This window comes from Burkholderia sp. Tr-20390 (genome assembly GCF_017104595.1).
Lineage (GTDB): Bacteria > Pseudomonadota > Gammaproteobacteria > Burkholderiales > Burkholderiaceae > Burkholderia.
Map to the genome: position 1 here is coordinate 1 of NZ_JAAGPC010000013.1, position 22475 is coordinate 22475.

The window sequence follows — 22475 nt, forward strand, 5'->3', positions numbered from 1 at the left end:
TCCCGCGCGCGCCGCGGCGTGCCCGATAACAATCCAGGAGGCAGCTTGACTCAAGCCAACGTTCAATCCGGCACCGCACGCGCGTTGCCGCTGTCGCGTGGCGCCGATGCGCCGCACCGCCCCGTCGCGCTCGACGACGTGCCGCTCAACCGCTTCCACGTGAAGATCGCCGGCCTGACGTTCGGCGCGCATTTCACCGAGGGCTACACGCTCGGCACGATCGGCTACGCGCTCGCCGCGCTCGGCAGGCAGATGCCGATCGACGCGTTCTGGATGGGGATGATCGGCAGCTCGGCGCTGATCGGCATCTTCTTCGGCAGCCTCGTGTTCGGCTGGCTGTCCGACCGGATGGGCCGGCAGAAGATCTTCCTGACGAGCTTCGTGATCATCACGGCGGCCGCGTTCGCACAATGCTTCGTCACGTCGCCGCTCGAACTGTGCGTGCTGCGCGTGCTGATCGGCTTCGGGATGGGCGGCGACTTCACGGTCGGCCACGCGATCCTCGCCGAATTCTCGCCGCGCAAGCATCGCGGTGCGCTGCTCGGTTCGTTCAGCGTGATCTGGACGATCGGCTATGTCGCCGCGAACGTGCTCGGCCTCGCGTACAGCGACGTCACGCCCGACGCGTGGCGCTGGCTGCTCGCGTCGGCGGCGTTGCCCGCGCTGATCGTGCTGGTGCTGCGGATCGGCACGCCCGAATCGCCGCGCTGGCTGCTCGGCAAGGGCCGGGAGAAGGAAGCACGTGCGATCGTCGCGAAGCATTTCGGGCCGCACGTGATGCTCGATGGTTCGACCGAGCCGCATGCGCATGGCGGCTTCGCGCGGCTGTTCCGGCGTGACCTGATCCGCCGCACGATGTTCAACTGCGCGTTCTTCGTGTGCCTCGTGATTCCGTATTTCGCGATCTACACGTTCCTGCCGACGATCCTGAAGACGATCGGCCTCGCTGAAGGTTTCGGCGCCGACCTGCTGCTGAACGGCTTCCTGGTGCTGGGCGCGCTGATCGGCATCTGGCTGACGATCCGGCTGTCGCGGCGCGGCTTCCTGATCGGCTCGTTCGCGGTGACGTGCGCGTCGCTCGTCGCGCTGGCGGTGCTGCCGTCGTCGGCGGCCCTCGCGATGATCGTCGCGTTCGCGATCTTCACGCTGACGATGTCGGCGTTCAGCAACCTCGTCGGCGTGTTTCCGCCCGAGTGCTTCCCGACCGAAGTGCGCGCGAGCGGCGTGGGGCTCGCGATCGCGTGCAGCCGGCTCGGTTCGGCGATCGGCACGTTCCTGCTGCCGGTCGGCATCGCCACGCTCGGCTTTCACGCGACGATGTTCGCGTTGGCGGGCGTGCTGCTGGTGGGGATGATCGTGTCGATCGCGTGGGCGCCGGAGACGAAGCACCTGACGCTGGAGGAGGCGTCGGGGCATTGATGAGGGCGGCGGGCTGCGTGGCCGCCTGCTTCATCGCGCTCGATCGAGGCTTTCGTATCGACACGCCGCTGATACGCTGCGGCGATGCTGCGCTCGATTCGAACGAACCCGGCCGTGGCCGGGTTCGTTCATTTGAGACGCGATGCGATGCGCACGTTCGTTCAGAACAGGATCGATGCGTAGTCCCGCGCGCCGTGCAGGACGTGAAGAATGTCGATCCGCGCAGGCGAATCGCCGACGACCCGATAGAAGATCTGGTAGTTGCCGTACGCGCGGTGCCGCACGCCGTGACGCTCGTAGCGCGGCACCAGCGGAAACGCCAGCGGCATCGCGGCCAGGCTCAGGCATTTATCGCGAACCTCCCGCACGAACGTTACGGCGCGTTGCGGGTTGTCGCGTGCAATGTAATCGGCGATCGCTTCGAGTTCGGCAATCGCAAAGTCGGACAGGCGCACGGTCAGGCCTGCCGATCCGCCTGGGCCCGATACTTCACCTCGAGACGATCGAAGACTTCCGCCGCATCGGCGCCGCGTCCGGCTTCCACATCGGACAGGCTGCGCGCGATCACAGCGTCCAGCGCGTTCAGCTGTGCCTCGCGATCCTGGATGAGGCGTACACCTTCGCGAAGCACTTCGCTCTTGGATCCGTAGCGGCCTGATTCGACCAGCTTCGCGACGTAAGCCTCCAGTTGCTGCCCGAGTTCCGCACTGATCATGTCGACCTCCCGACCGGATTGAATTCGATCCATCGAGCGTATCGCGCCTATCAACTATTATCAAGAAGAGGGTCTCCCAAAGATCGGCGCGAATGCTTTCGACGTGCCGATCGGGGCGGATGGACGGAACCGGACACGCTTCAGGCAGGCTGCTCTGGCGCCGGACCTTCATCCGGTTTTCGTGCGCACTCGTGTAGCCTTACCGGACCCTCACCGTGCGAGCAGCGATCATGATTGAAGACATCGTCACGCCACAACCTGGCCTGAAGGTCTACCCGCCAGACGCCGACGTCTTTGCCGAGCCGCATGCCGCACTCGCGCGCCACCTGCATCCGCTGATATCGATCGACCTGTCGACGGTCAATCCGTCGTGGGAGGGCTGGATCCACCTGCTCAGCCCCGTCGAGCCGTACGACGGGCTCGTCGGGCAGGACACGGCCGCGTATCACAACGACTATCTGCGCGCGAACTGGATCGGGTTCCGGCTCGACGAGAACGACCGCTACACGCTGCTCGGCGACCCGCGCTACTTCTATCTGGAAAACCCGCCGGGCGCGCATGACGCGGGCTATCGCGCGGAACTGGAGGCGCACTACGCCGAGCAGCAGGCCAGCATCGAAACCGCGCGCCAGCGGTTCGCCGAATACGGCGTGCTCTACTCGTCCAACCAGTACGCGCCCGACGAGCGCGATTTCAGCCAGGAAAAGCCGTGCAACCTGATCGACCAGCTCGGCGGAACAGTCGGTTGGGGCAACTGGGCGGGCACGTCGGATTTTCCGGTCGACGACCGCAATCCCGACGATATCCGGCCGCTCGGCCCCGACGGTGCGCGCTTTCGCTTCGTCGCCCGCGTCACCGGCTGGGAATACCGCGCGATGGGCGCGGACTCGATTCTGCTGTTTTACGAGCCGGCCAGCCGCGTGGCGCTGCTGACGTTCGACTGGTCGTAGGGCGGGCGGGACGGGCGGGCGCTCCGTCTCGTGATTGGCCGTTTGGCGGACTCTGTCTGCCGGATTCGCGCCGATATGCTGGGTGCTTTCCATTCATTGCCGGAAGCCATGCCCGCTCAACCTGTCGATCTCGGTCATGTCCTGCCGTACGAGACGACGTACTTCGACGATCGGCTCACGGTCGATCGAAACGACCTCGATATTTCCGCGTTGCTTGGGGTGAGCGGCAGCGTCTCCGACGAACTGCTCGTTTCGTTGTGCGGCGCGCCGGCCGGGTCGGACATTCAAGCCTATCTCGACAGCGCGGACAGGCTGACGTTCGCCGTCACGCACCCGACATTGATCCGATCGGAGAATCGCGTCTCCGTGCTTCAAACCCGGGACTCGTCCGTACTCGAATTGGGATCCATCGATCTTGTCGATAACGCTGTCGCCGGACTCGGTGCAGCGATGCTATGGCGAATCGTTAGAGCGTGCGATAGGTTGAAGATTGCCCGGATCAGCGCGTTCGGGATAGGCGGTCGCAAAGCCGCGCCGGAACCCGGCGGGCCGCGGCTCTCCGGATACTACGCATGGCCCAGGTTCGGCTTCGATGCGCCCATTCCAAATCGGCTCGGTGACGAGGCTGCGCTGTTCCAGTATTTCCCCGGATATCCGGTCGGGCTGGCCGATCGGTCGCTTCGGTCGCTACGTGCACTCTACGCAACGCGATTCGGGCGGGACTTCTGGCGCGTCGCCGGGTCGCATCGCTGGATGACATTCGAGGTTGCCCCGCATGGCCATTCAGTGCTGACGCTGCAGCAATACTTGATCGAAAAAGGAATTTACGAATGACTCAAAAACGCCATCCGATCACGGGCTTCCGATTCGCGAAGCAAATAGCCAGGCGCAGCCGCACGACGAACGAGAATCGCCCCATTCGTCTCTCGGAAATCCGGCTGCTCATCGGCGAACTCGTCGCGAGCGCACGCCATCACGGTCAAGCGCCCGTGGCGCTGACATCTGCCGCCGAATACCCCGCGCAACCGGCCGGCAAGCCGGTATCACCGCCACAAAGAAAAGTCTTCGACGTCGGACCGATCGATCACTCGAAGAGCACGTTGCAGATCATCTCGATGGCCGATGCCGAAGCCCGCTGTCGCCGGGAAACACTCATGCACTTCGGACAGGATCCCGACCTGTAACCCGCGGCAATGGAGCGCAACCGCACGGCTCGGTTCAACGACGATCTAGCCAGTCTTCAGCTCGTAACGATCTTTGACAGACGCCCAGGCAGGAAGCACTGCGCGACCGACGCGGACTGATCCGATTGTTTCCACAGAACGATCAGCCGCATCTCAGCAACGAGGCCCCCTACCCCCGCCTCCCCGCCTGCTCCCGCAACCACGCGGCAAACGCGATCACCGGCTCGACCGCCACACTCTCCGGCTCGACATCGAGCCAGTACCCGAACGGCCCGATCGGCTGCACCGGCGACAGCCGCACGAGGCTGCCCTCGCCGATCTCCTCCTCGATCATGTTGAGGTCGACCACCGCGAGCCCCGCGCCCTTGCGCGCCGCGCGGATCGCCTGTTCGAGCGTCGAGAACTCGATGCCGTCGCCGATCCGCGCCGGCGGCACGCCCGCCTGCTCGCACCAGTCGGCCCACAGCGTCAGGCGCTTGCCTTCGTGCAGCACATGCAGCGACGGCAACCGGCCCAGCAGCACATCCAGCGCATCGCCGCGATAGCGCGGCGCGCCGACGAGCGCATGCCGCTCCATCATCAGCAGCTCCGACTGCATCCCGGCCCGCGCCGCGCGCCCGAAGCGGATGTGGCAATGGCAATCGTCATCCGGCTCCGTGCGGATCGACAGCTCGACGTCGGGCAGCGCCTCCGCGAGCGTGCCGAGCCGCGGCGAAAACCACTGCGTCGCGAACGTCGGCGGCAGCGACACCGTCAGCCGCCGCTTCGCACCCGGCCGCGTGGCGGCGATTTCGCCGACGCCCCGTTCGATCGTGTCGAACGCCTGCCCGATGAACGGCAGCAAGCGCTCGCCGGCATCGGTCAGGCGCACGCCCTTGTGATCGCGCTCGAACAGCCGCGCGCCGAGCGCTTCCTCGAGCAGCCGGATCTGCCGGCTCACCGCCCCTTGCGTCACGCACAGCGAAACCGCCGCGCGGTTGAAGCTCAGGTGACGCGCGGTCTCCTCGAAAAATCGCAGTGCGATCAACGATGGCAGGCGTCGCATGATGTGTGTCCCCTTCGTTCGTATCGTTCGTATCGTTGCCGGCCGGCACCGCCGGCCCGCCTGCGGGCAGCCTTGTCACGTCGAGGCACGCCAGCCGCCCTACCGTCAAACCCCCGCGCCCAACGTCGCCGCCATTCAGCGACCCCGCGCCCGCGCCGCCCGCCTACAATAAGCATCCCGCACCAAACACGACACCGCCCCGTGAGACGCAAGATGCCGGCGCTGAATGCGCTGAAAGCCTTCGAGATGGCCGGCCGCACCGGCAGCTTCACGCGCGCGGCCGAGCTGCTCAACGTGACGCAGAGCGCGGTGAGCCGCCAGGTTCGCCAGCTCGAGGGCCAGCTCGGCGAAACCCTGCTCGAGCGCCGCCATCACCAGCTCGAACTGACCGCGGCCGGCCGCGTGCTGCTGCGCGCGCTGCAGCAGTCGTTCGACAAGATCGAGCTGACCGTGCGCAGCCTGCAGGAAAAAACCCACCTGAACCGCCTGCGCGCGAACGTGCCGCCCACCTTCGCCGCGCGCTGGCTGATGCCGCGCCTCGGCCGGCTGCGCGACGCGCATCCCGAATTCGAGCTGAGCCTCACGACCCGCATCCACGACAGCCTCGGCGAATCGCGCGTGCTCGACTGCGCGATCCGCTTCGGCGACGGCGAATGGGACGGCTTCGACAACGCACTGCTGATGCAGGAGCAGCATATCGCCGTCTGCGCGCCCGCGCTGTATGCGCGGCTGCGACAGGACGGCACGCCGATCGACCTGAACCGCTTCACGCTGCTGCACGTGCTCGCCACTGACGACCAGCGCTACCTGACCTGGCAGCACTGGCTGAAAGCAGCCGGCATCGCCGACGTCGACACGCGCGGCGGCTACGAATTCGACCTGCTCGACCATGCGATCCGCGCGGCGATCGACGGCCTCGGCATCACGATCGCGGACCGCCACATGGTCGCGCGCGAACTCGCGACCGGGCAACTGATGCAGGTGCTCAACGTGCACGTCGACGGCCACCAGTCGTACTGGTTCGTCACGCGGCCCGAGCAGACGAACCTGCCGCACATCGTCCAGTTCCGCGACTGGCTGCAGCAGGAAGTGTGGCTCGCGAAGCGCCATCTCGAACCGTCGTCGCCGCTGCCGCAAGTGCCGCTGGCCTAGCACGCGTCCCTCCCCGGCCACCCTCCACCAACCGCCGCGGGCGACACCTTACCGGCTTCCACGCCCGTCCGCACTCGGACCAGTCGGAAAATACGACAGCCCTCCGCCCGCTCCCCCACGGGCCCACGCCACGGCAGCCTTGCCGGACGGGCGACTCCGGCCGATTCGCCGAGTAACGTGCGTTTTTCTCATGTTCGACGCGAAAATAAGTCGTTTGTCGTGCGCTAAACGCATGAACAGAATGGCCGCTATCCCGTGCCACGCGTGTCGCCACTCGAAGCGATCCGCCTGCATTCATCGGAGGAGTCACTTCATGCGCACCGAACGCAACTACGTGAACGGCCGTTTCGTCGCCCCGGAAAGCGACACGTTCATCGTCGTCCACAATCCCGCCACCGAAGCGCCGTTCGCGCGCGTGCCGGCCGCGACACCGGCCGACGCGCTCGCCGCCGTCGACGCCGCGGCCGCCGCGCAGAAGGCGTGGCGCACGCGGCCGAGCGCCGAACGCGCCACGTACCTGCACCGCTTCGCCGACGCATTGACCGCGCGTGCGCCCGAGATCGGCGCGGCGCTCGCGCAGGAATCCGGCAAGAGCGTCGAGGACGCGTCGAACGAAGCCGTCTACGCGGGCCAGATCACGCGCTACCACGCCGAGTGGGCGCGCCGGATCGAGGGCGAGATCATCCCGAGCGACACGCCCGACGAGAACCTGTTCCTGCAGCGCGAGCCGATCGGCGTCGTCGCCTGCCTGATCCCGTTCAACTACCCGGTCTACACGCTGCTGCGCAAGGTCGCGCCCGCGCTGATTGCCGGCAACACCGTGGTCGTGCGGCCGAGCAACCACACGCCGGTGTCCGCGTTCGAGATCGCGAAAGCCGCCGACGATGCGGGCTTCCCGCCGGGCGTCGTCAACATCCTGACGATGGATCACGCGACGGCCGAAGCGCTGTGCACGCATCCGGCCGTCGGGATGATCACGCTGACGGGCAGCGTGAACGCGGGCCGCAAGGTGCTCGACTACTGCAAGGCGAACATCGCGAAGCCGTCGCTCGAACTCGGCGGCAAGACGCCCGCGATCATCGAGCCCGACGCCGACCTCGAACGCGCGGCCGCCGCGCTCGTCGCGTCGAAGACGACGCACTGCGGCCAGCTCTGCACGGCCATCGAACGCGTGTACGTGCACGACAGCGTGCACGACCGCTTCGTCGCGCTGCTGAAGGAGAAGATGGCGGCCGTGCGCATCGGCGACCGTGCGGAAGACGCGTCGCGGATGGGCCCGCTCGTCAGCGCATCGGCGCGCGCGCACATCCACGGGATGGTCGAACGCGCGATCGCAGCCGGCGCGACGCTCGAAACCGGCGGTGCGATTCCGGCCGGCCCCGGCTTCTTCTACCCGGCCACGCTGCTCACCGGCGTGCGGCAGGACATGGAGATCGTGCAGGAGGAAACCTTCGGCCCGATCATGCCCGTGCTGCGCTACACGACGATCGACGAAGCGATCGGGTTCGCGAACGACCACCAGTTCGGCCTGTCGTCGGTGCTCTACACCGAGCGCTACCGCACCGCGATGACCGTCGCGAACGCGATCGAAGCCGGCGAGCTGTACGTGAACCGCACGCCGGCCGATCCGTACCAGGGCTTCCACGCCGGCTGGAAGCGCTCGGGCCTCGGCGGCGACGACGGCAAGCACGGGATGCTCGAATTCACGCAGACGCGCCTCGTCGTCATGAAGTACTGACGTCGCCACGCCAAACGCACCGTTTCCGGCGCGCGCACTCAAACACCACGCCGCGCGCGCCGCCCCTGACCCAACCAGAACATAAAAAATCTGCAGGCCTCCGCCTCAAGGATGCCTGATGGAGGAAGACATCATGCCGACCCAACCGTCGACACCCGCCGCGTCGCTCGCGTTGCAGGACAAGGCGCTCGACGCCCACGCGTCGCAGCATTCCCGCGCGCAACGCTACCTGCAACTGCTGCTGCTCGTGATCGCCGCGGGCGCGATCTACCCGATGCTGTATCTGCGGCAGGTGTACCAGCCGACGATGCTGCAGTTCTTCCGTATCGACGACGTGCAGCTCGGCTACCTGTATTCGTCGCTCGGCACGATCTTCCTGATCAGCTATTTGCCGAGCGGCTGGCTGGCCGACCGCCTGTCGCCGCGCTGGCTGATCTGCTTCTCGCTGCTCGCCACCGGCGCGCTCGGGCTCGTCTACGCGACCGGGCCGTCGTTCGACCTGCTGGTGCTGATCTTCGGCGGCTGGGGGCTGACCACCGGCCTCACGTTCTGGGCGGCCGTGATCAAGCGCGTGAACATGATCGCGGGCCCCGACGAACAGGGCCGCTTCTTCGGCCTGCTCGACGGCGGCCGCGGCCTCGTCGAGGCACTGCTCGCGACGATCGCGATCACGCTGTTCGCGTACGTCACGCAGGCACGCGGCGGCACTGACGCAGCCGGCTTCAAGCTCGTCGTCCACCTGTACGCGTTCTTCTGCATCGCGCTCGGCGTGTTGCTCGCGCTGGTGAAGGATCCGTCGAGCACGGGCGACCGTGCCGCGGCCACGAAGCGCGCCAAGGGCAACGTGCTGACCGACCTGAAGACGCTCGCGGCGATCCCCGAGCTGTGGCTCGTCGCCGCGATCGTGTTCTGCGGCTACCAGGTGTTCTGGGCGACCTACAGCTTCTCCGCGTACCTGCACGAAGGCAACTTCGGGCTCAGCGCGACGGCGGCCGGCTTCATCACGACGCTCAAGCTGTGGATGCGCCCCGTCGGCGGCATTGGCGGCGGCTTCCTCGGCGACCGCGTATCGAAGGTGTCCGTGCTGTTCTGGGCGCTGGTGCTCGCCGCGCTGTCGCTGGTCGGGCTGATCGCCGCACCGGCACACAGCCCGCAGGCGATGCTCGTCGTGCTCGTGCTGTTCATCGGCATCCTCACCTACGCGATCCGCGGCCTGTACTGGTCGCTGCTCGACGACTGCAAGGTGCCGACGCATTGCGCGGGCCTCGCGATCGGCCTGATCTCGGTGCTCGGCTATTCGCCCGACGTGTTCGTGCCGCTGATCAACGGCTACGTGACGCAGACCTACCCGGGCGCGCACGGCTACCAGCTCTATTTCGGCTATATCGCGGCCATCGCGCTCTGCGGCGCGGGCGCCGCCGCATTCCTCAAGTACCGCCTCAATCGCATCCAGGAGTCCGCATGAAGATCGTTTCGCTCGAAACCCATATCGTTGCCGTGCCGCCGCCGCATGTCGGCGGGATGTACTGGATCTTCGTGAAGCTGAAGACGGACGACGGCATCGAAGGCGTCGGCGAGATCTACTCGGCGACGTTCGGCCCGAAGGCGATGGCGCCGATCATCGACGACGTGTTCGAACGCCATCTGCTGAACCGCGACCCGCACCACGTCGAGCGGCTGTTCCGCCAGGCGTATTCGAGCGGCTTCACGCAGCGGCCCGATCTCACGATGATGGGCGTCGTCAGCGGCCTCGAGATGGCGTGCTGGGACATCATCGGCAAGGCTGCGGCCAAGCCCGTGTACGAACTGCTCGGCGGCAAGATCCACGAGCGGCTGCGCTCGTACACGTACCTGTACCCGAAGAACGCGAAGGGCGAATACGACTACGACGATCCCGACCTCGCCGCCGAATGCGCGGCGGAGAACGTGAAGCTCGGCTTCACGGCCGTCAAGTTCGACCCCGCCGGCCCGTACACCGCTTACTCGGGCCATCAGCTGTCGCTCGAAGTGCTCGACCGTTGCGAGCTGTTCTGCCGACGCGTGCGCGAAGCCGTCGGCAGCAAGGCCGACCTGCTGTTCGGCACGCACGGGCAGATGGTGCCGTCGTCGGCGATCCGGCTCGCGAAGCGGCTCGAGAAATACGACCCGCTGTGGTTCGAGGAGCCGGTTCCCCCCGGCCAGGAAGAAGCGATCGCGCAAGTCGCGCAGCACACGTCGATTCCGATCGCGACCGGCGAGCGCCTGACGACCAAGTACGAGTTCCACAAGCTGCTGCAAGCCGGTGGCGCATCGATCCTGCAACTGAACGTCGCGCGCGTGGGCGGCCTGCTCGAAGCGAAGAAGATCGCGACGCTCGCCGAAGTGCACTACGCGCAGATCGCGCCGCACCTGTACAACGGCCCGGTAGGCGCGGCCGCGAGCATCCAGCTCGCGACCTGCACGCCGAACTTCCTGATCCAGGAAAGCATCATGACGTGGGGCGGTTTCCACGCGGAAGTCGTGAAGACGCCGATCCGCTGGGAAGACGGTTACATCATCCCGTCGACCGAACCGGGCCTCGGCATCGAGCTCGACATGGACGTCGTGAAGCGCCACACGCCGTACACCGGCGAACGGCTTCACCTGCAGATGGGCGAACACCCCGTCGACGTGAAGGATCTCGCCCCCGCGAAGGGCTGAGCGCAAAGGACAGACATGAGCTACGACTACATCATCGTCGGCGCGGGCTCGGCCGGCTGCATCCTCGCGAACCGCCTGAGCGAATCGGGCCGGCACTCGGTGCTGCTGCTCGAAGCGGGCGAGCGCGACGCGTCGTTCTGGTTCAAGGTGCCGGTCGGCTTCACGAAAACCTACTACAACCGCCGCTACAACTGGATGTACTACAGCGAGCCCGAGGCGCAGCTCGCCGACCGCAAGCTGTACTGCCCGCGCGGCAAGGTGGTCGGCGGATCGGGCTCGATCAACGCGATGGTCTACGTGCGCGGCCAGCGCAGCGACTACGACGACTGGGCGAACGCCGGCAATCCGGGCTGGGCGTACGACGACGTGCTGCCGTACTTCCGCAAGCTCGAAACCCACGCGGCCGGCACGACCGATCCGCAGCATCATGGCTCGACCGGGCCGATCCACATCACGTCGATGAAGGCCGACGTGCATCCGATCGTCCACGAATTCCTGAAGGGCTGCGGGCAACTGAACCTGCCGCGCACCGACGATTTCAACGGCGCGCGGTTCGAAGGCGCGGGCATCTACGACCTGAACACGAAGCACGGCGAGCGCTGCTCCAGCAGCTTCGCGTACCTGCGCCCCGCGCTGGGCCGCGCGAACCTCACGCTGCGCTCGGGCGTGCTCGTGCGGCGCGTGACGTTCGACGGCACGCGTGCGACCGGCGTGGTCGTCGCGGGCGAACACGGCGACGAGACGCTCGTCGCCGCGCGCGAGGTGATCCTCGCGGCCGGCGCGGTCGATACGCCGAAGCTGCTGCAACTGTCGGGCGTCGGCGATCCGTCGCTGCTCGCGCGCCGGCGCGTGCCGCTCGTGCATGCGCTGCCGGCGGTCGGCCGCAACCTGCAGGACCACCTGTGCGTGAGCTTCTACTTCAAGGCGAACCGGCCGACGCTGAACGACGAGATGGGCACGCTCATCGGCAAGATGAAGATCGGCTTGCGCTACCTGCTGACGAAGCGCGGCCCGCTCGCGATGAGCGTGAACCAGGCGGGCGGCTTCTTCCGCGGCACGGACGATACGCCGGAGCCGAACCTCCAGCTCTACTTCAACCCGTTGTCGTACCGGATTCCGAAGAGCGATCGCGCGAGCATCAAGCCCGAGCCTTATTCGGGTTTCCTGATCGCGTTCAACCCGTGCCGGCCGACGAGCCGCGGCACGATCGAGATCGCGTCGAACCGCGCGGAAGATGCCGCGAAGATCCACATCAACGCGCTCACCACGCAGAAGGATCTCGACGAAGCCGTGCAGGGCAGCAAGGTGATCCGGGCGCTGATGCGTGCGCCGGCGCTGAAGTCGATGACCGTCGAGGAGATCTCGCCGGGGCCGCAGGTGGATTCCGACGAAGCGATGCTGCAGTACTTCCGCGAGCAGTCGGGTTCGATCTATCACCTGTGCGGCTCGTGCGCGATGGGGCCGGACGCGGCGACGTCGGTGGTCGATGCGTCGCTGCGCGTGCACGGGCTGCAGGCGCTGCGGATCGTCGATGCGTCGGTGTTTCCGAACATCACGTCGGGCAACATCAACGCGCCGACGATGATGGTCGCGGAGAAAGGCGCGGACCTGATCCTGGCGGATGCGCTGCGCGGCGACAGGACGGGCACGCAGGCCGGCGAACGGGAAACCGTCGCACACTGAAATGGTGGCCGCCGTGTTTTCCCGGGTGCCGCGCATGCGGCACGCCGTTTGCTCTCAGGCAAACCGGAAGGAAAACGCCATGACCACTCATCTCGGGCAACCCGGCCGGCCGCGCGGCCTCGTCGGATGGATCGTCGGCCGCATCATGCGCCGCTACAACCGGCCGGACAACGTGTGGACGCTGTCGCTGCTCGCGATCGGCGACGGCGAGCAGGCCCTCGAAGTCGGGTTCGGCCCCGGCGATGCGATCAGGCTCGCCGCTGAAGCCGCCCCATCCTGCCGCATCGCCGGGGTCGATCATTCCGCGACCATGCTGGCCGCCGCCAGGCAGCTGAATCGCGTGTTCATCGAGCAAGGCCGCGTACGGCTCTCGCTCGGCTCCGTCGACGCGCTTCCGTTCGCGGACGACGCGTTCGACAAGGTCTTCTCGATCAACTGCATCTACTTCTGGGCGCAACCCGGCGCTCGGCCTGGGTGAATTGCGCCGCGTCGTCAGAAGCGGTGGCATCGCCGCGCTCACCGTACGCGACATCGAGCGTGCGCCGTACGACGCGTACCGGCCCGACACGCTGGCTCGCCTCATGACCGAAGCCGGCTTCGCATCGGTTGTCATCCATCGCAACGGGGTACCGTCGCATCCGCTCGCTTGCGTGCTCGGCACGAAGTAGCGGCCGCACGTCGAAACCGGCGACGCTCGCCGCTCGCCGGCGAAGCGCATGCGCGTCCGGCCCGATCACCACCGGCGCAGCGTGCAGCCGCCCTGCAACCGTCCGCGGATAGGAAGCGTCGCGGTCGGTGAACGGCGCGTCGATCCATCCGCCCCTCGCCTGGCCCGTCGCTTCCCGCCCGTCGTCGATTGTTGCCGGTCGAACAACATGATGTGTGCGCTCCCGGTGCTTCCGCCTTTCATCCCCCTGACTACAATCCTTCTCACGCCGGTTGAAAGTCGAGCGAAGCGAAACGCGCGAAATTCGTGGTCGTGCTCGTGACCCGCACCCTGAAGTGCGACTTACCCCACTTGATGAATAGGACTATTGATGATGATCGAAACCACCCGCAATGTTCAGCCGGTTATCTCCGACCTCGGCAAGAAAGGTTCAGGCGAACTCGTGCCGTCCCGCTACGCCGTCCGCGTGGGTGACGTCGACGTCGTGCTGATCAGCGACGGCATTCTGCCGCTGCCGACCTCCACCATGTCCACCAACGTGAGCGAAGCGGACCGCAACGCCTGGTTCGACGGCCGTTTCCTCCAACGCGACATGTTCGACTGGGCGCTGAACATCGCGCTCGTGCGCAGCGGCGAACGCCTGATCCTGATCGACTCCGGCGTGGGCGACGGCTTCGAATACTTCACGCGCGCCGGGAAGTCGGTGATGCGTCTGGAATCGGCCGGCATCGATTTGTCGGCGCTCACCGATATCGTGATTACCCATATGCACATGGATCACGTCGGCGGGCTGAATGTCGACGGCGTCAAGGCCAAGCTGCGCCCGGACGTGCGCATTCACGTGTCGGCCGCGGAAGTGGCGTTCTGGAAAAATCCGGACTTCAGCAAGACGGTGATGCCGGAAACGGTGCCGCCGGCCCTGCGCAAGGCGGCCGAGAAGTTCGTGACGCTCTACGGCGAAAACATCGTCCAGTTCGACCAGACCGTGGAAGTCGCCGCAGGCGTGTCGGCGCGCGTGACGGGCGGGCACACGCCCGGGCACTGCGTCGTGGACATCGCATCGAACGGCGAGAAGCTGACGTTCGCGGGCGATGCGATCTTCGAAGTCAACTTCGATCATCCCGAGTGGCAAAACGGCTTCGAGCACGATCCTGAAACGGCTGCCGCCGTGCGTATCGCACTGTTCAATGAAGCCGCCGAGACCGGCGCGCTGCTGGCCGCCGCGCACGTCGCGTTTCCGTCGATCGGTCATATCGCCAGGAACGGCGACAGATTCCGGTTCGTGCCGGTTCTGTGGGATTACTGATTACTGGTTACGGATCGGCGCTCGACGATCACGACGAAACCGCCGCGTATCCACGGGACTCGCGGCGGTTTTTCGTGGACGATTACGTGTCGTCGCCGTGGCGCCGGAAAAAAAGCACGCCGCCTGTCTCGGCGTGCCGTTCTTCATGCCGCCGTCAATTCACACTCGCGCGCTTCTCCACGAACCGCCGCACATAATCATCCGCCGGCCGCGACAGGATATCGTCCGGCGTCCCGACCTGCACGAGCGTGCCGTCGCGCAAAATCGCGATGCGATCACCGATGCGCAGCGCTTCGTCCAGATCGTGCGTGATGAACACGATCGTCTTCGCGAGCGTCGCCTGCAGTTCGAGCAGTTGATCCTGCATCTCGGTACGGATCAGCGGATCGAGCGCGGAAAACGCCTCGTCCATCAACAGCACGTCGGTATCGGCCGCCAGCGCGCGCGCGAGCCCGACGCGCTGCCGCATCCCGCCCGACAGCTCGTCCGGATAGTGATCGCCATAGCCGTCGAGCCCGACCTTCGTCAGCCAGTTGCGCGCGGCCTCGGCCGCATCGTGCCGCTTCTCGCCGCGCGTGCGCAGCGCATACGCGGCGTTGTCGAGCACGGTCTGGTGCGGCAGCAGCCCGAAGTTCTGGAACACCATGCTGACCTTGAAGCGGCGCAGCTCGCGCAGCCCGTGCGCGTCGAGCTGGATCACGTCGCGGCCGTCGATCACGATCTCGCCGGCCGTCGGCTCGATCAGCCGGTTGAAGTGCCGCACGAGCGTCGATTTTCCCGAGCCCGACAACCCCATGATCACGAAGATCTCGCCCGACTCGATGCCGAGACTCACGTCGTTGAGCCCGACGTTGCAGCCCGTTTCGGCCAGCACGTCGGCCTTGCGCTTGCCCGAGCGCAGCAGGTCGAGCACGCGCGCATGCGCGGCCTGCGGCCCGAACAGCTTGTATACGTGTTTGACGTCGATGGTCGCCATGTCTGTCTCCGTTCCTATGCCCGCGACGACTGCGTCGCCCGATTCGAATCGACGCCCGCCGACTGCGCCTTGCGCGGCAGCCGGTACGGCACGCGCGACGCGCCCTTCTGCCGGCGCTGCTGCGCGAGCCGCCGCCGGGCGCGGCGCTCCTGGCCGAAGCCCTGGCTGATCCGGTCGATCACGATCGCGAGAATCACGATCGCGAGGCCCGCCTGCGTCCCCTTGCCGACGTCGAGCGTCTGGATGCCCGCGAGCACGTCCTCGCCGAGCCCGCGCGAGCCGATCATCGACGCGATCACGACCATCGACAGCGCCATCATCGTCGTCTGGTTGATGCCGGCCATGATGCTCGGCCGGGCGAGCGGCAACTGCACGTTGACGAGCAATTGCCAGCGCGTCGTGCCGAATGCGCGCGCGGCTTCCGTCACGTCCGGATCGACCTGGCGGATGCCGAGATCGGTCAGGCGGATCAGCGGCGGCAGCGCGTAGATGATCGTCGCGAGGATCGCGGGCACCTTGCCGAGGCCGAACAGCATCAGCACCGGGATCAGGTACACGAAGCTCGGCAGCGTCTGCATCACGTCGAGCACCGGCAGCAGCATCCGCCGCAGCCACGCGCTGCGCGACGCGAGGATGCCGACCGGCACGCCGATCGCGACCGACAGCACCGTCGCGACGAGCATCAGCGCGAGCGTCTGCATCAGCTTGTCCCACAGGCCGAAGCAGCCGATGGCGTAAAGCAGCAGCATGAAAAGCACGCCGAGGCCGATGCGGCGCGTCGCGTTCCACGCGATCGCGCCGACGACCAGCAGCACGAGCCACGGCGGCGCCACGCGCAGCGCGCCTTCGAGCGGCACGAGCAGGTAGCGCAGCACCAGTACGCTGAAATGATGGAAGCCGTCGCCGTATTGCGCGACGAACGTCTCGAGCGCGCTGTTCACCCAGTCGGCGATCGACAGGTGCAGAAAGAAGCCGTTCATGTTGAGTCTCCGTCGCGCCGCGAAGGCGCGTGACGGCGGCGGCGGGCGCGGGCCCGCCGCCGCGCGCAGGTTACGCGCCCTTCAGGCTGCCGGCGATCTTCTGCGCGACGTCGGCCGGCACCCACTGCTTCCACATGTCCTGGCGGGTCTTCAGGAACTGCGTGGCCATCGCCGCGCCGTCGATCTTCTTCGTGGTCATCTCGAGGATCGTCTGGTTCAGGAAGTCCATCGGGAAACGCACCTTGCCGAACACGCCGACGAGATCGGGGTTCGCATCGGCGAACGGCTTCGACACGCCGACCGTCAGCCGCGACACCATGTACGACGACGCGCACTGATGCGTGCTGCTCTCGTCGCGCAACGTCTTCCAGCATGATTCGTTATAGGCCGGCATCTTCAGCGCGGTGAACTTGTATTTCGCCATCAGCGCGGCCGGGCCCCAGTAATAGAACACGATCGGCGCGCCACGCTGGTACGCGGACGCGATCGCCGCGTCGAGCGCAGCACCCGTGCCCGGATGGAAGTTCGTGTACGACTGGTCGAGCTTCAGCACGCGCAACAGGCGCGTGTTCACGCGCTCGCAGTCCCAGCCCGTCGGGCAGTTCAGGAAACGGCCCTTGTCCGGTTCCTCCTCGTCGGCGAACACCTGCTTGTACTTCGGCAGATCGTCGACCGACACGAGCCCCGGCGCGACCGGCTTGATGTTGCGCGCCGGATCGCCCTTCACCACGTAGTCGGGCACGAACCAGCCTTCCGTCGTGCCGCCCGGCAGCGTGTCGCCGATCAGCTTCACGGCGCCCGACGAGACGGCCTTCGCGGTGATCTCGCTGCGGCCCGTCCACTGCTCGGCCCAGATCTGCAGGTCGTTGCGCGCGAGCGCCGTTTCGGTGGCGGCCGTGCTGCCCGGCACGACGTCCGTCTTGCAGCCGTAGCCCTTCTCCATGATCTGCCGCAGCACTTCGGTCGCGAACGACCCGCTTTCCCACGTGATGCCCGCGAAATGGACCGTCTTGCCGTCGGTGCACGCGCCGCCGGCCGCGTGGGCGGCAGGCGCGGACAGGATCGCCGCGGCGGCGAGAAGGACCGTTTTCAGTCGTCGAATCTGCATGGTGGGTCGTCTCCAAATCGAATCTGTTGTTTGTGCGTCGCGGCATGCGCGGCGACCGGCGAAGCGTGAACGTATCCACGTCCGGTCAGCCTGCATGTTTCCGCCGCCAATTTGTTTAGGGAAACGAGTAATTCCGATCATTGCAATCGGCGGCGTCGATCGATCCCTGGGCGCGCTGTCAGGCCCGCCGGACGGGCCTCGCGGCCGATTTTCCGAGCCCGTTCAAGACCCGGCGCGGGCCGCGCCGCCTCCGCGTTCGGCCGTTGCGCGGCCGGCGTTGCAGCGCGGCACGCCACGCCCCGTTTCGACTGTCGAAACGGCCTGTCGCGACCCCATTGGCGAACCCGATCCCATCCATCGAAATTACTCGCTTTCGGTTCCTTGCCGGCTTGGGAAGAATGCGCGGTGTCATCGGAGGAGACACGACCCGACGCTGCCGGTTGCCGCGCCGCCGCGCCATGCGCGACCCGGCGCCGCGCGCGCTGCATCGGGTCGCCCCGGATGACGGGGCGCGCCTCGCCGGACGCGCTCACGACAACCGATACCAGCTGGATATCACGGAGATCTCTCAATGAAAAAGACCCTGACGGCGCTCGCCGTAACGGCAACCTTCGCGGCCCCCGTGTTCGCGCAAAGCAGCGTCACGCTGTACGGCGTGATCGACGAAGGCCTGAACTACACGAACAACGTCGGCACCGGCCACGTCTACGAGATGGCGAGCGGCTACGCGCAGGGCAGCCGCTGGGGCCTGAAGGGCAGCGAGGATCTCGGCGGCGGCATGAAGGCGATCTTCCAGCTCGAAAACGGCTTCGACGTGAACAGCGGCCGGCTCAACCAGGGCGGCCGCATGTTCGGTCGCCAGGCGTACGTCGGCCTGAGCCAGGCGCAGTACGGCACGCTGACGTTCGGCCGCCAGTACGACTCCGTCGTCGACTATCTCGCGCCGACCACGGCCAACGGCAACTGGGGCGGCTACCTGCTCGCGCACCCGTTCGACAACGACAACACCGACAACTCGTTCCGCCTCGACAACACGGTGAAGTACGCGAGCCCGAACTTCGGCGGCTTCCAGTTCGGCGGCGCATACAGCTTCAGCAACAGCACGAGCTTCTCGGACAACCGCGCGTACAGCTTCGGCGCGCAGTACCAGAACAACGGCCTGCTGATCGGCGCCGCGTACCTGCAGGCGAACCATCCGGGCAACGGCTCGGCCGGCGCGATCACCGCGAACGACGCGAGCTACATCGCCGAGCGCATGCGCGTGTTCGGCGCGGGCATCAACTACACGTTCGGCCAGGCGACGGTCGGCTTCGCGTACACGAACTCGAACTACAAGAACCCGACCGGCAACGGCTACCTCGGCACGCCGGGTGCGATCATCGCCCCGGGCGCGACGGTCAGCGCGATCAAGTACCAGAACTTCGAGGTGAACGGTTCGTACCAGATCACGCCGGCGTTCATGGTCGGCGCGCAGTACGTGCTGTCGCTCGAGAAGTACGACGCATCGACCGGCAACGCGAAGCCGAAGATCCACTCGGCCGGGCTGATGGCCGACTACAACCTGTCGAAGCGCACCGACGTGTACGTGCAGGCCGCGTACCAGCACATCGCCGGCGACAAGACCAACTCGATCCTCGACAACGCGTTCATCCCCGGTACCGACGCGCCGTCGTCGACGTCGAACCAGGTGGCCGTGCGCGTCGCGCTGCGCCACAAATTCTGATGTAACCCGGTTCTCCGTTCTTCACGCGACACCCGCGCGGGTCTGCCCGAGGTGTCTTTGCCCGCCCGCAAGCGCAAGCCTGCCGGCGGGTTTTTTCATGGTTCGTCGCAACGCGCGACCGACCGATGTCGCCGGCATTGGTAGAAAGCGTGCGCTTGTCCCGTCAACCGTGACAGGTCAACGAATGACCATCCGTCGATACACTGTGTGCTTCCGCGACGGCCGCCATCCCCACGATCCCCGATGCCGGCCGCCGCCTTCCTTGCGCACGGCCCGCCGCTATCCGCCCGCACCGCGCGCTTGCCGCCCATCCCCGAGGAGTGTCACTTGAAGCACTGGCGCCGCGCGCTGTTCACCTTCGCCGCCGGCCTCCTGGCCGCCGCGGCTTCCGATGCCCGCCCGATCTGCACCGTCGTCGCCGACGCCGCCACCGGCCAGATGCTCGTGCAGCAAGGCGACTGCGCGACCCGCGTGACGCCGGCGTCGACGTTCAAGGTCGCCATCAGCCTGATGGGCTTCGATGCGGGCGTCCTGAAGGACGCACACACCCCGACGCTCGACTTCCACGCCGGCTACCCCGACTGGGGCGGCGCACCGTGGCGCGAGCCGACCGACCCGGCGCGCTGGATGAAGCTGTCGATCTTCTGGTACTCGCAACAGGTCACGCAGGCGCTCGGGCAGGCACGCTTCCAGCAGTACACGACCGCCTTCGGCTACGGCAACGAAGACGCGACCAGTCCAGCGGGCGAACTGAACGGTGTGATGGGCGCGTGGGTCAACGCGTCGCTGCGCATCTCGCCGCTCGAGCAGGTCGCCTTCATGCGCAAGATCGCGAACCGGACGCTGCCTGTCAGCGCGCACGCGTACGACATGACCGAGCGCATCACGCTGATCGACACGCGGCCCGACGGCTGGGTCGTGCATGGCAAGACGGGTACCGGGTCGCCGGGGCGCAAGTACGATGCATCGCACGCGTACGGCTGGTTCGTCGGCTGGGCGGCCAAGGGGCCGCGCAAGGTCGCGTTCGCGTACCTGATCCAGGACGACGAGCGGCAGACGCCGAACGCCGGCCTGCGCGCACGCGATACGTTCCTCGCAACATTGCCGGCCCTCGCCGAACCGGGCAGGCCGCAATGAGCACCGGCCCGCGCAACGCGCGGATCGACCTGCTGCGCGGCGTGTCGATCGTGCTCGTCCTGCTGCATCACTTCAACATCCCCTATTCGCTGCGCGACACGTCGCTGGCACGCGTATTCGGTTGGGATGCCGTGCATGCGATCGCGCGCAACGGCAACTACGGCGTGACGATGTTCTTCGTGATCTCCGGCTACCTGATCACGTCGAATGCGCGCCGCCGCTGGGGCAGCCTCGGCGCGGTCGACGTGCGTGCGTTCTACGTGTCGCGACTCGCGCGCATCGTCCCGTGCCTGGTCCTGCTGCTCGCGCTCGTCAACGGCCTCGCGGCGGCCGGCGTGCCGATCTTCCAGAACCATGCGCCGGAGGGCATCGCCGTGTCGTTCTGGCTCGTGAATCTCGCGTCGCTGACATTCTGGATGAACGTGCTGATCGGCGCGTACGGGTGGGTCAACTACGCGCTCGGCGTGCTGTGGTCGCTGTCGGTCGAAGAGGTGTTCTACCTGTCGTTTCCGCTGCTGTGCATCGCGTTGCGCCGCGATGTGCGGCTCGTCGCGTTCTGGGCGGCCATCGCCGCGATCGGGCCCGTGTACCGCTTCACGCATGCCGGTGATGAAGGCGGGTTCCTCTACGCGTACTTCGCGTCGTTCGACGGCATCGCGATCGGCTGCTGCACCGCGCTGCTGGCCGAGCGCGTGAACGGGCGGCGGCTGGCCGCGCCGCTCGTGCAGTGGCTCGTCGCAGCGGCGATGGCCACGCTTTATCTGGCGTGGCCGATCGCTGAAAGCCATGTCGCCGGCGTCACCGCGATGGCGCTCGGCACGGCCGTGCTGCTGATCGGCGCGCACGTCGACGGCGAGCGCGTGCAGGGCCGCCTGCTCGCACCGCTGGGCCGGGCAGGCAAGCTGAGCTACGAGCTGTACCTGTTCCACCTGATCGTGCTTGGCGGGCTGCGCACGGTCTGGCCGCCGTCGGCCACGCATGGCGACGCGAAGCTGGTGTTGCTGATCGCGTATCTGGTGTTGTCGGCGGCGCTGAGCGCGGCGATCGCGCGCGGCTATGCGACACCGCTCGACCGCTTCATCAAGCGCGTCGCGTCGCGGCCTTCAACGCGCGTGCCGGACGGCGCGCGCTTCTAGCGTGTCATCGGCAATGGCTGCCGGCCAGCCGCAAAAAAATCGGCCAGGGCCCGGCCGCATCGCTTGACGATACCGGCCGGCCTGACCGCAAGCCCCGCGTACAGACGGTCGACCTCGTCGATCAGTCGAGATAATCCGCATATTCCTTGCGCGTATAGCTGGCGAGCGCCTGCCACGGCAACGTCTCGCGCCGCGCGGCCGCCGCCGGTGTCAGCGTCAGCTTGCGCACCACGCGGCCGTCGGCGCTCCGGTACTCGACCGACAGCGGCGCCTGCAGCGTCTCGCTCCACAGGATCCGGTTCACGCCGCGCGCGCCGGGCGTGTCGACCGCCTGCTCGTACCAGCGGGTGCCGGGTACGTCGCCGCGCTTCGCCGCCGCGAGCCGCTTCAACCGCGACGGCGGCGTGACGTAGTACGCGTTGTCCCACGAGCCGTCGAAGCCCGTGGTTTCGTACTCGGCCGGCGGCACGCTGACGACCGTCCGGTTCGCCGCGTCCACGTACTCGATGCGCGCCGTCTTGCCGTCGTACGTCACGTGCCGTGCGGCTGCCTGGAAGTTGAAGTGCTTGTGGCCCGCGTGGGCGGCGGCCGGCTGCATGCCGGCGCGAACGCCCGCGTCGTGGTCATGGTCGTGATCGTGATCGTTACGGTGACCACCCGCCGCCGCGACGGGCATCACGCGTTCGACCCACACGTGCCCGTCACGGCGCACCATCCGTTCGCGATACATCGTCGTGCGCGTCACGCCGTCGGCCGACACCGTGCGGCTCTCGTGCAGCAGCACGGCGTCGAGATCGGCCGCTGCAACGGCCGGCAGCGCAACCCACCCGCAGGCGAGCACGCAGAGAAGCTGACGTTTCATCGGGCGTTCCCGTTC

22 protein-coding genes are annotated in these 22475 nt (G+C 66.9%); 15 read left to right on the forward strand and 7 right to left on the reverse strand.

Going from position 1 to position 22475, the window contains the following annotated elements; genetic code table 11:
• Positions 1-84 precede the first annotated feature (84 nt).
• Positions 85-1419, forward strand: a complete 1335-nt coding sequence (locus tag G3N98_RS05995; RefSeq protein ID WP_241025776.1) for an MFS transporter — start codon at positions 85-87, stop codon at positions 1417-1419.
• A gap of 161 nt (positions 1420-1580) precedes the next feature.
• Here the strand turns inward: G3N98_RS05995 and G3N98_RS06000 are convergent, their stop codons facing one another.
• Together G3N98_RS06000 and G3N98_RS06005 are read right to left on the reverse strand one after the other, a co-directional pair.
• The gene (locus tag G3N98_RS06000; RefSeq protein ID WP_089475599.1) at positions 1581-1880 is read right to left on the reverse strand and encodes a type II toxin-antitoxin system RelE/ParE family toxin; all 300 of its coding nucleotides are present in this window, start codon (positions 1878-1880) and stop codon (positions 1581-1583) included.
• A complete protein-coding gene (locus G3N98_RS06005; protein WP_206147656.1) occupies positions 1877-2134 on the reverse strand; it encodes a type II toxin-antitoxin system ParD family antitoxin in 258 nt (85 codons plus the stop codon). The genes G3N98_RS06000 and G3N98_RS06005 overlap by 4 nt, the downstream gene beginning before the upstream one ends.
• A gap of 230 nt (positions 2135-2364) precedes the next feature.
• Between G3N98_RS06005 and G3N98_RS06010 the strand changes: the two genes are divergently transcribed.
• The 3 genes from G3N98_RS06010 (at position 2365) to G3N98_RS06020 (ending at position 4268) form a co-directional block, all read left to right on the forward strand.
• A complete protein-coding gene (locus tag G3N98_RS06010; protein WP_206147579.1) occupies positions 2365-3084 on the forward strand; it encodes a hypothetical protein in 720 nt (239 codons plus the stop codon).
• A gap of 75 nt (positions 3085-3159) precedes the next feature.
• Positions 3160-3918 (forward strand): hypothetical protein, encoded by a 759-nt coding sequence (locus G3N98_RS06015; RefSeq protein ID WP_241025770.1) that lies wholly within the window; start codon positions 3160-3162, stop codon positions 3916-3918.
• Positions 3915-4268, forward strand: a complete 354-nt coding sequence (locus G3N98_RS06020; protein ID WP_206147580.1) for a hypothetical protein — start codon at positions 3915-3917, stop codon at positions 4266-4268. The genes G3N98_RS06015 and G3N98_RS06020 overlap by 4 nt, the downstream gene beginning before the upstream one ends.
• A 169-nt stretch (positions 4269-4437) precedes the next feature.
• Here the strand turns inward: G3N98_RS06020 and G3N98_RS06025 are convergent, their stop codons facing one another.
• A complete protein-coding gene (locus tag G3N98_RS06025) occupies positions 4438-5313 on the reverse strand; it encodes a LysR substrate-binding domain-containing protein (RefSeq protein ID WP_206147581.1) in 876 nt (291 codons plus the stop codon).
• 213 nt (positions 5314-5526) lie between these two features.
• Here G3N98_RS06025 and G3N98_RS06030 point away from each other — a divergent pair, with 213 nt between their 5' ends.
• The 8 genes from G3N98_RS06030 (at position 5527) to G3N98_RS06065 (ending at position 14538) form a co-directional block, all read left to right on the forward strand.
• Positions 5527-6465, forward strand: a complete 939-nt coding sequence (locus G3N98_RS06030; RefSeq protein ID WP_175016719.1) for a LysR substrate-binding domain-containing protein — start codon at positions 5527-5529, stop codon at positions 6463-6465.
• A gap of 313 nt (positions 6466-6778) precedes the next feature.
• Entirely contained in the window at positions 6779-8203 is a 1425-nt protein-coding gene (aldA, locus tag G3N98_RS06035; RefSeq protein ID WP_206147582.1) for an aldehyde dehydrogenase, read from the forward strand.
• Between the two features lie 133 nt (positions 8204-8336).
• On the forward strand, positions 8337-9668 hold the full coding sequence (locus tag G3N98_RS06040) for an MFS transporter (protein ID WP_241025771.1): 1332 nt from the start codon (positions 8337-8339) through the stop codon (positions 9666-9668).
• Complete coding sequence (locus tag G3N98_RS06045; RefSeq protein ID WP_206147584.1) at positions 9665-10882, forward strand: mandelate racemase/muconate lactonizing enzyme family protein; 1218 nt, start codon at positions 9665-9667, stop codon at positions 10880-10882. The genes G3N98_RS06040 and G3N98_RS06045 overlap by 4 nt, the downstream gene beginning before the upstream one ends.
• 15 nt (positions 10883-10897) lie before the next feature.
• Positions 10898-12565 carry a GMC family oxidoreductase N-terminal domain-containing protein gene (locus G3N98_RS06050; RefSeq protein ID WP_206147585.1) on the forward strand — a complete coding sequence of 556 codons (1668 nt, stop codon included), beginning with the start codon at positions 10898-10900 and terminating at the stop codon, positions 12563-12565.
• 79 nt (positions 12566-12644) lie between these two features.
• Positions 12645-13043: a methyltransferase domain-containing protein gene (locus G3N98_RS06055; protein WP_206147586.1), complete on the forward strand. Its 399-nt coding sequence runs from the start codon at positions 12645-12647 to the stop codon at positions 13041-13043.
• 1 nt (position 13044) lies between these two features.
• Positions 13045-13233, forward strand: coding sequence for a hypothetical protein (locus G3N98_RS06060; protein WP_206147587.1), 189 nt, complete (start codon positions 13045-13047; stop codon positions 13231-13233).
• A 372-nt stretch (positions 13234-13605) separates the two neighbouring features.
• Positions 13606-14538, forward strand: a complete 933-nt coding sequence (locus G3N98_RS06065) for an MBL fold metallo-hydrolase (RefSeq protein WP_206147588.1) — start codon at positions 13606-13608, stop codon at positions 14536-14538.
• A 154-nt stretch (positions 14539-14692) separates the two neighbouring features.
• Here the strand turns inward: G3N98_RS06065 and G3N98_RS06070 are convergent, their stop codons facing one another.
• The 3 genes from G3N98_RS06070 to G3N98_RS06080 form a co-directional block, all read right to left on the reverse strand.
• Complete coding sequence (locus G3N98_RS06070) at positions 14693-15514, reverse strand: betaine/proline/choline family ABC transporter ATP-binding protein (protein ID WP_206147589.1); 822 nt, start codon at positions 15512-15514, stop codon at positions 14693-14695.
• A gap of 14 nt (positions 15515-15528) precedes the next feature.
• The gene (locus tag G3N98_RS06075) at positions 15529-16494 is read right to left on the reverse strand and encodes a proline/glycine betaine ABC transporter permease (protein ID WP_206147590.1); all 966 of its coding nucleotides are present in this window, start codon (positions 16492-16494) and stop codon (positions 15529-15531) included.
• 70 nt (positions 16495-16564) lie between these two features.
• The gene (locus G3N98_RS06080; RefSeq protein WP_206147591.1) at positions 16565-17602 is read right to left on the reverse strand and encodes an ABC transporter substrate-binding protein; all 1038 of its coding nucleotides are present in this window, start codon (positions 17600-17602) and stop codon (positions 16565-16567) included.
• A 571-nt stretch (positions 17603-18173) separates the two neighbouring features.
• Here G3N98_RS06080 and G3N98_RS06085 point away from each other — a divergent pair.
• The 3 genes from G3N98_RS06085 to G3N98_RS06095 all read left to right on the forward strand — a co-directional run bounded on the left by G3N98_RS06085 (position 18174) and on the right by G3N98_RS06095 (position 21598).
• Positions 18174-19325 (forward strand): porin, encoded by a 1152-nt coding sequence (locus tag G3N98_RS06085; RefSeq protein ID WP_089473999.1) that lies wholly within the window; start codon positions 18174-18176, stop codon positions 19323-19325.
• Positions 19326-19652: 327 nt separating this feature from the next.
• On the forward strand, positions 19653-20462 hold the full coding sequence (blaOXA, locus tag G3N98_RS06090) for an OXA-1043 family class D beta-lactamase (protein WP_206147592.1): 810 nt from the start codon (positions 19653-19655) through the stop codon (positions 20460-20462).
• Positions 20459-21598, forward strand: coding sequence for an acyltransferase (locus G3N98_RS06095; protein ID WP_206147593.1), 1140 nt, complete (start codon positions 20459-20461; stop codon positions 21596-21598). The genes blaOXA and G3N98_RS06095 overlap by 4 nt, the downstream gene beginning before the upstream one ends.
• 121 nt (positions 21599-21719) lie before the next feature.
• On the opposite strand, the gene G3N98_RS06100 is transcribed toward G3N98_RS06095, so the two are convergent.
• A complete protein-coding gene (locus tag G3N98_RS06100) occupies positions 21720-22460 on the reverse strand; it encodes a hypothetical protein (protein ID WP_206147594.1) in 741 nt (246 codons plus the stop codon).
• Positions 22461-22475: the final 15 nt, after the last annotated feature.

Excerpts from the sequence above, each read along its gene's own strand:
- G3N98_RS06005 (WP_206147656.1), bottom strand. The coding sequence starts at position 2,134 with ATGATCAGTGCGGAACTCGGGCAGCAACTGGAGGCTTACGTCGCGAAG.
- G3N98_RS06010 (WP_206147579.1), top strand. The coding sequence starts at position 2,365 with ATGATTGAAGACATCGTCACGCCACAACCTGGCCTGAAGGTCTACCCG.
- G3N98_RS06015 (WP_241025770.1), top strand. The coding sequence starts at position 3,160 with ATGCTGGGTGCTTTCCATTCATTGCCGGAAGCCATGCCCGCTCAACCT.
- G3N98_RS06020 (WP_206147580.1), top strand. The coding sequence starts at position 3,915 with ATGACTCAAAAACGCCATCCGATCACGGGCTTCCGATTCGCGAAGCAA.
- G3N98_RS06025 (WP_206147581.1), bottom strand. The coding sequence starts at position 5,313 with ATGCGACGCCTGCCATCGTTGATCGCACTGCGATTTTTCGAGGAGACC.
- G3N98_RS06030 (WP_175016719.1), top strand. The coding sequence starts at position 5,527 with ATGCCGGCGCTGAATGCGCTGAAAGCCTTCGAGATGGCCGGCCGCACC.
- aldA (WP_206147582.1), top strand. The coding sequence starts at position 6,779 with ATGCGCACCGAACGCAACTACGTGAACGGCCGTTTCGTCGCCCCGGAA.
- G3N98_RS06040 (WP_241025771.1), top strand. The coding sequence starts at position 8,337 with ATGCCGACCCAACCGTCGACACCCGCCGCGTCGCTCGCGTTGCAGGAC.
- G3N98_RS06045 (WP_206147584.1), top strand. The coding sequence starts at position 9,665 with ATGAAGATCGTTTCGCTCGAAACCCATATCGTTGCCGTGCCGCCGCCG.
- G3N98_RS06050 (WP_206147585.1), top strand. The coding sequence starts at position 10,898 with ATGAGCTACGACTACATCATCGTCGGCGCGGGCTCGGCCGGCTGCATC.
- G3N98_RS06055 (WP_206147586.1), top strand. The coding sequence starts at position 12,645 with ATGACCACTCATCTCGGGCAACCCGGCCGGCCGCGCGGCCTCGTCGGA.
- G3N98_RS06065 (WP_206147588.1), top strand. The coding sequence starts at position 13,606 with ATGATCGAAACCACCCGCAATGTTCAGCCGGTTATCTCCGACCTCGGC.
- G3N98_RS06070 (WP_206147589.1), bottom strand. The coding sequence starts at position 15,514 with ATGGCGACCATCGACGTCAAACACGTATACAAGCTGTTCGGGCCGCAG.
- G3N98_RS06075 (WP_206147590.1), bottom strand. The coding sequence starts at position 16,494 with ATGAACGGCTTCTTTCTGCACCTGTCGATCGCCGACTGGGTGAACAGC.
- G3N98_RS06080 (WP_206147591.1), bottom strand. The coding sequence starts at position 17,602 with ATGCAGATTCGACGACTGAAAACGGTCCTTCTCGCCGCCGCGGCGATC.
- G3N98_RS06085 (WP_089473999.1), top strand. The coding sequence starts at position 18,174 with ATGAAAAAGACCCTGACGGCGCTCGCCGTAACGGCAACCTTCGCGGCC.
- G3N98_RS06095 (WP_206147593.1), top strand. The coding sequence starts at position 20,459 with ATGAGCACCGGCCCGCGCAACGCGCGGATCGACCTGCTGCGCGGCGTG.
- G3N98_RS06100 (WP_206147594.1), bottom strand. The coding sequence starts at position 22,460 with ATGAAACGTCAGCTTCTCTGCGTGCTCGCCTGCGGGTGGGTTGCGCTG.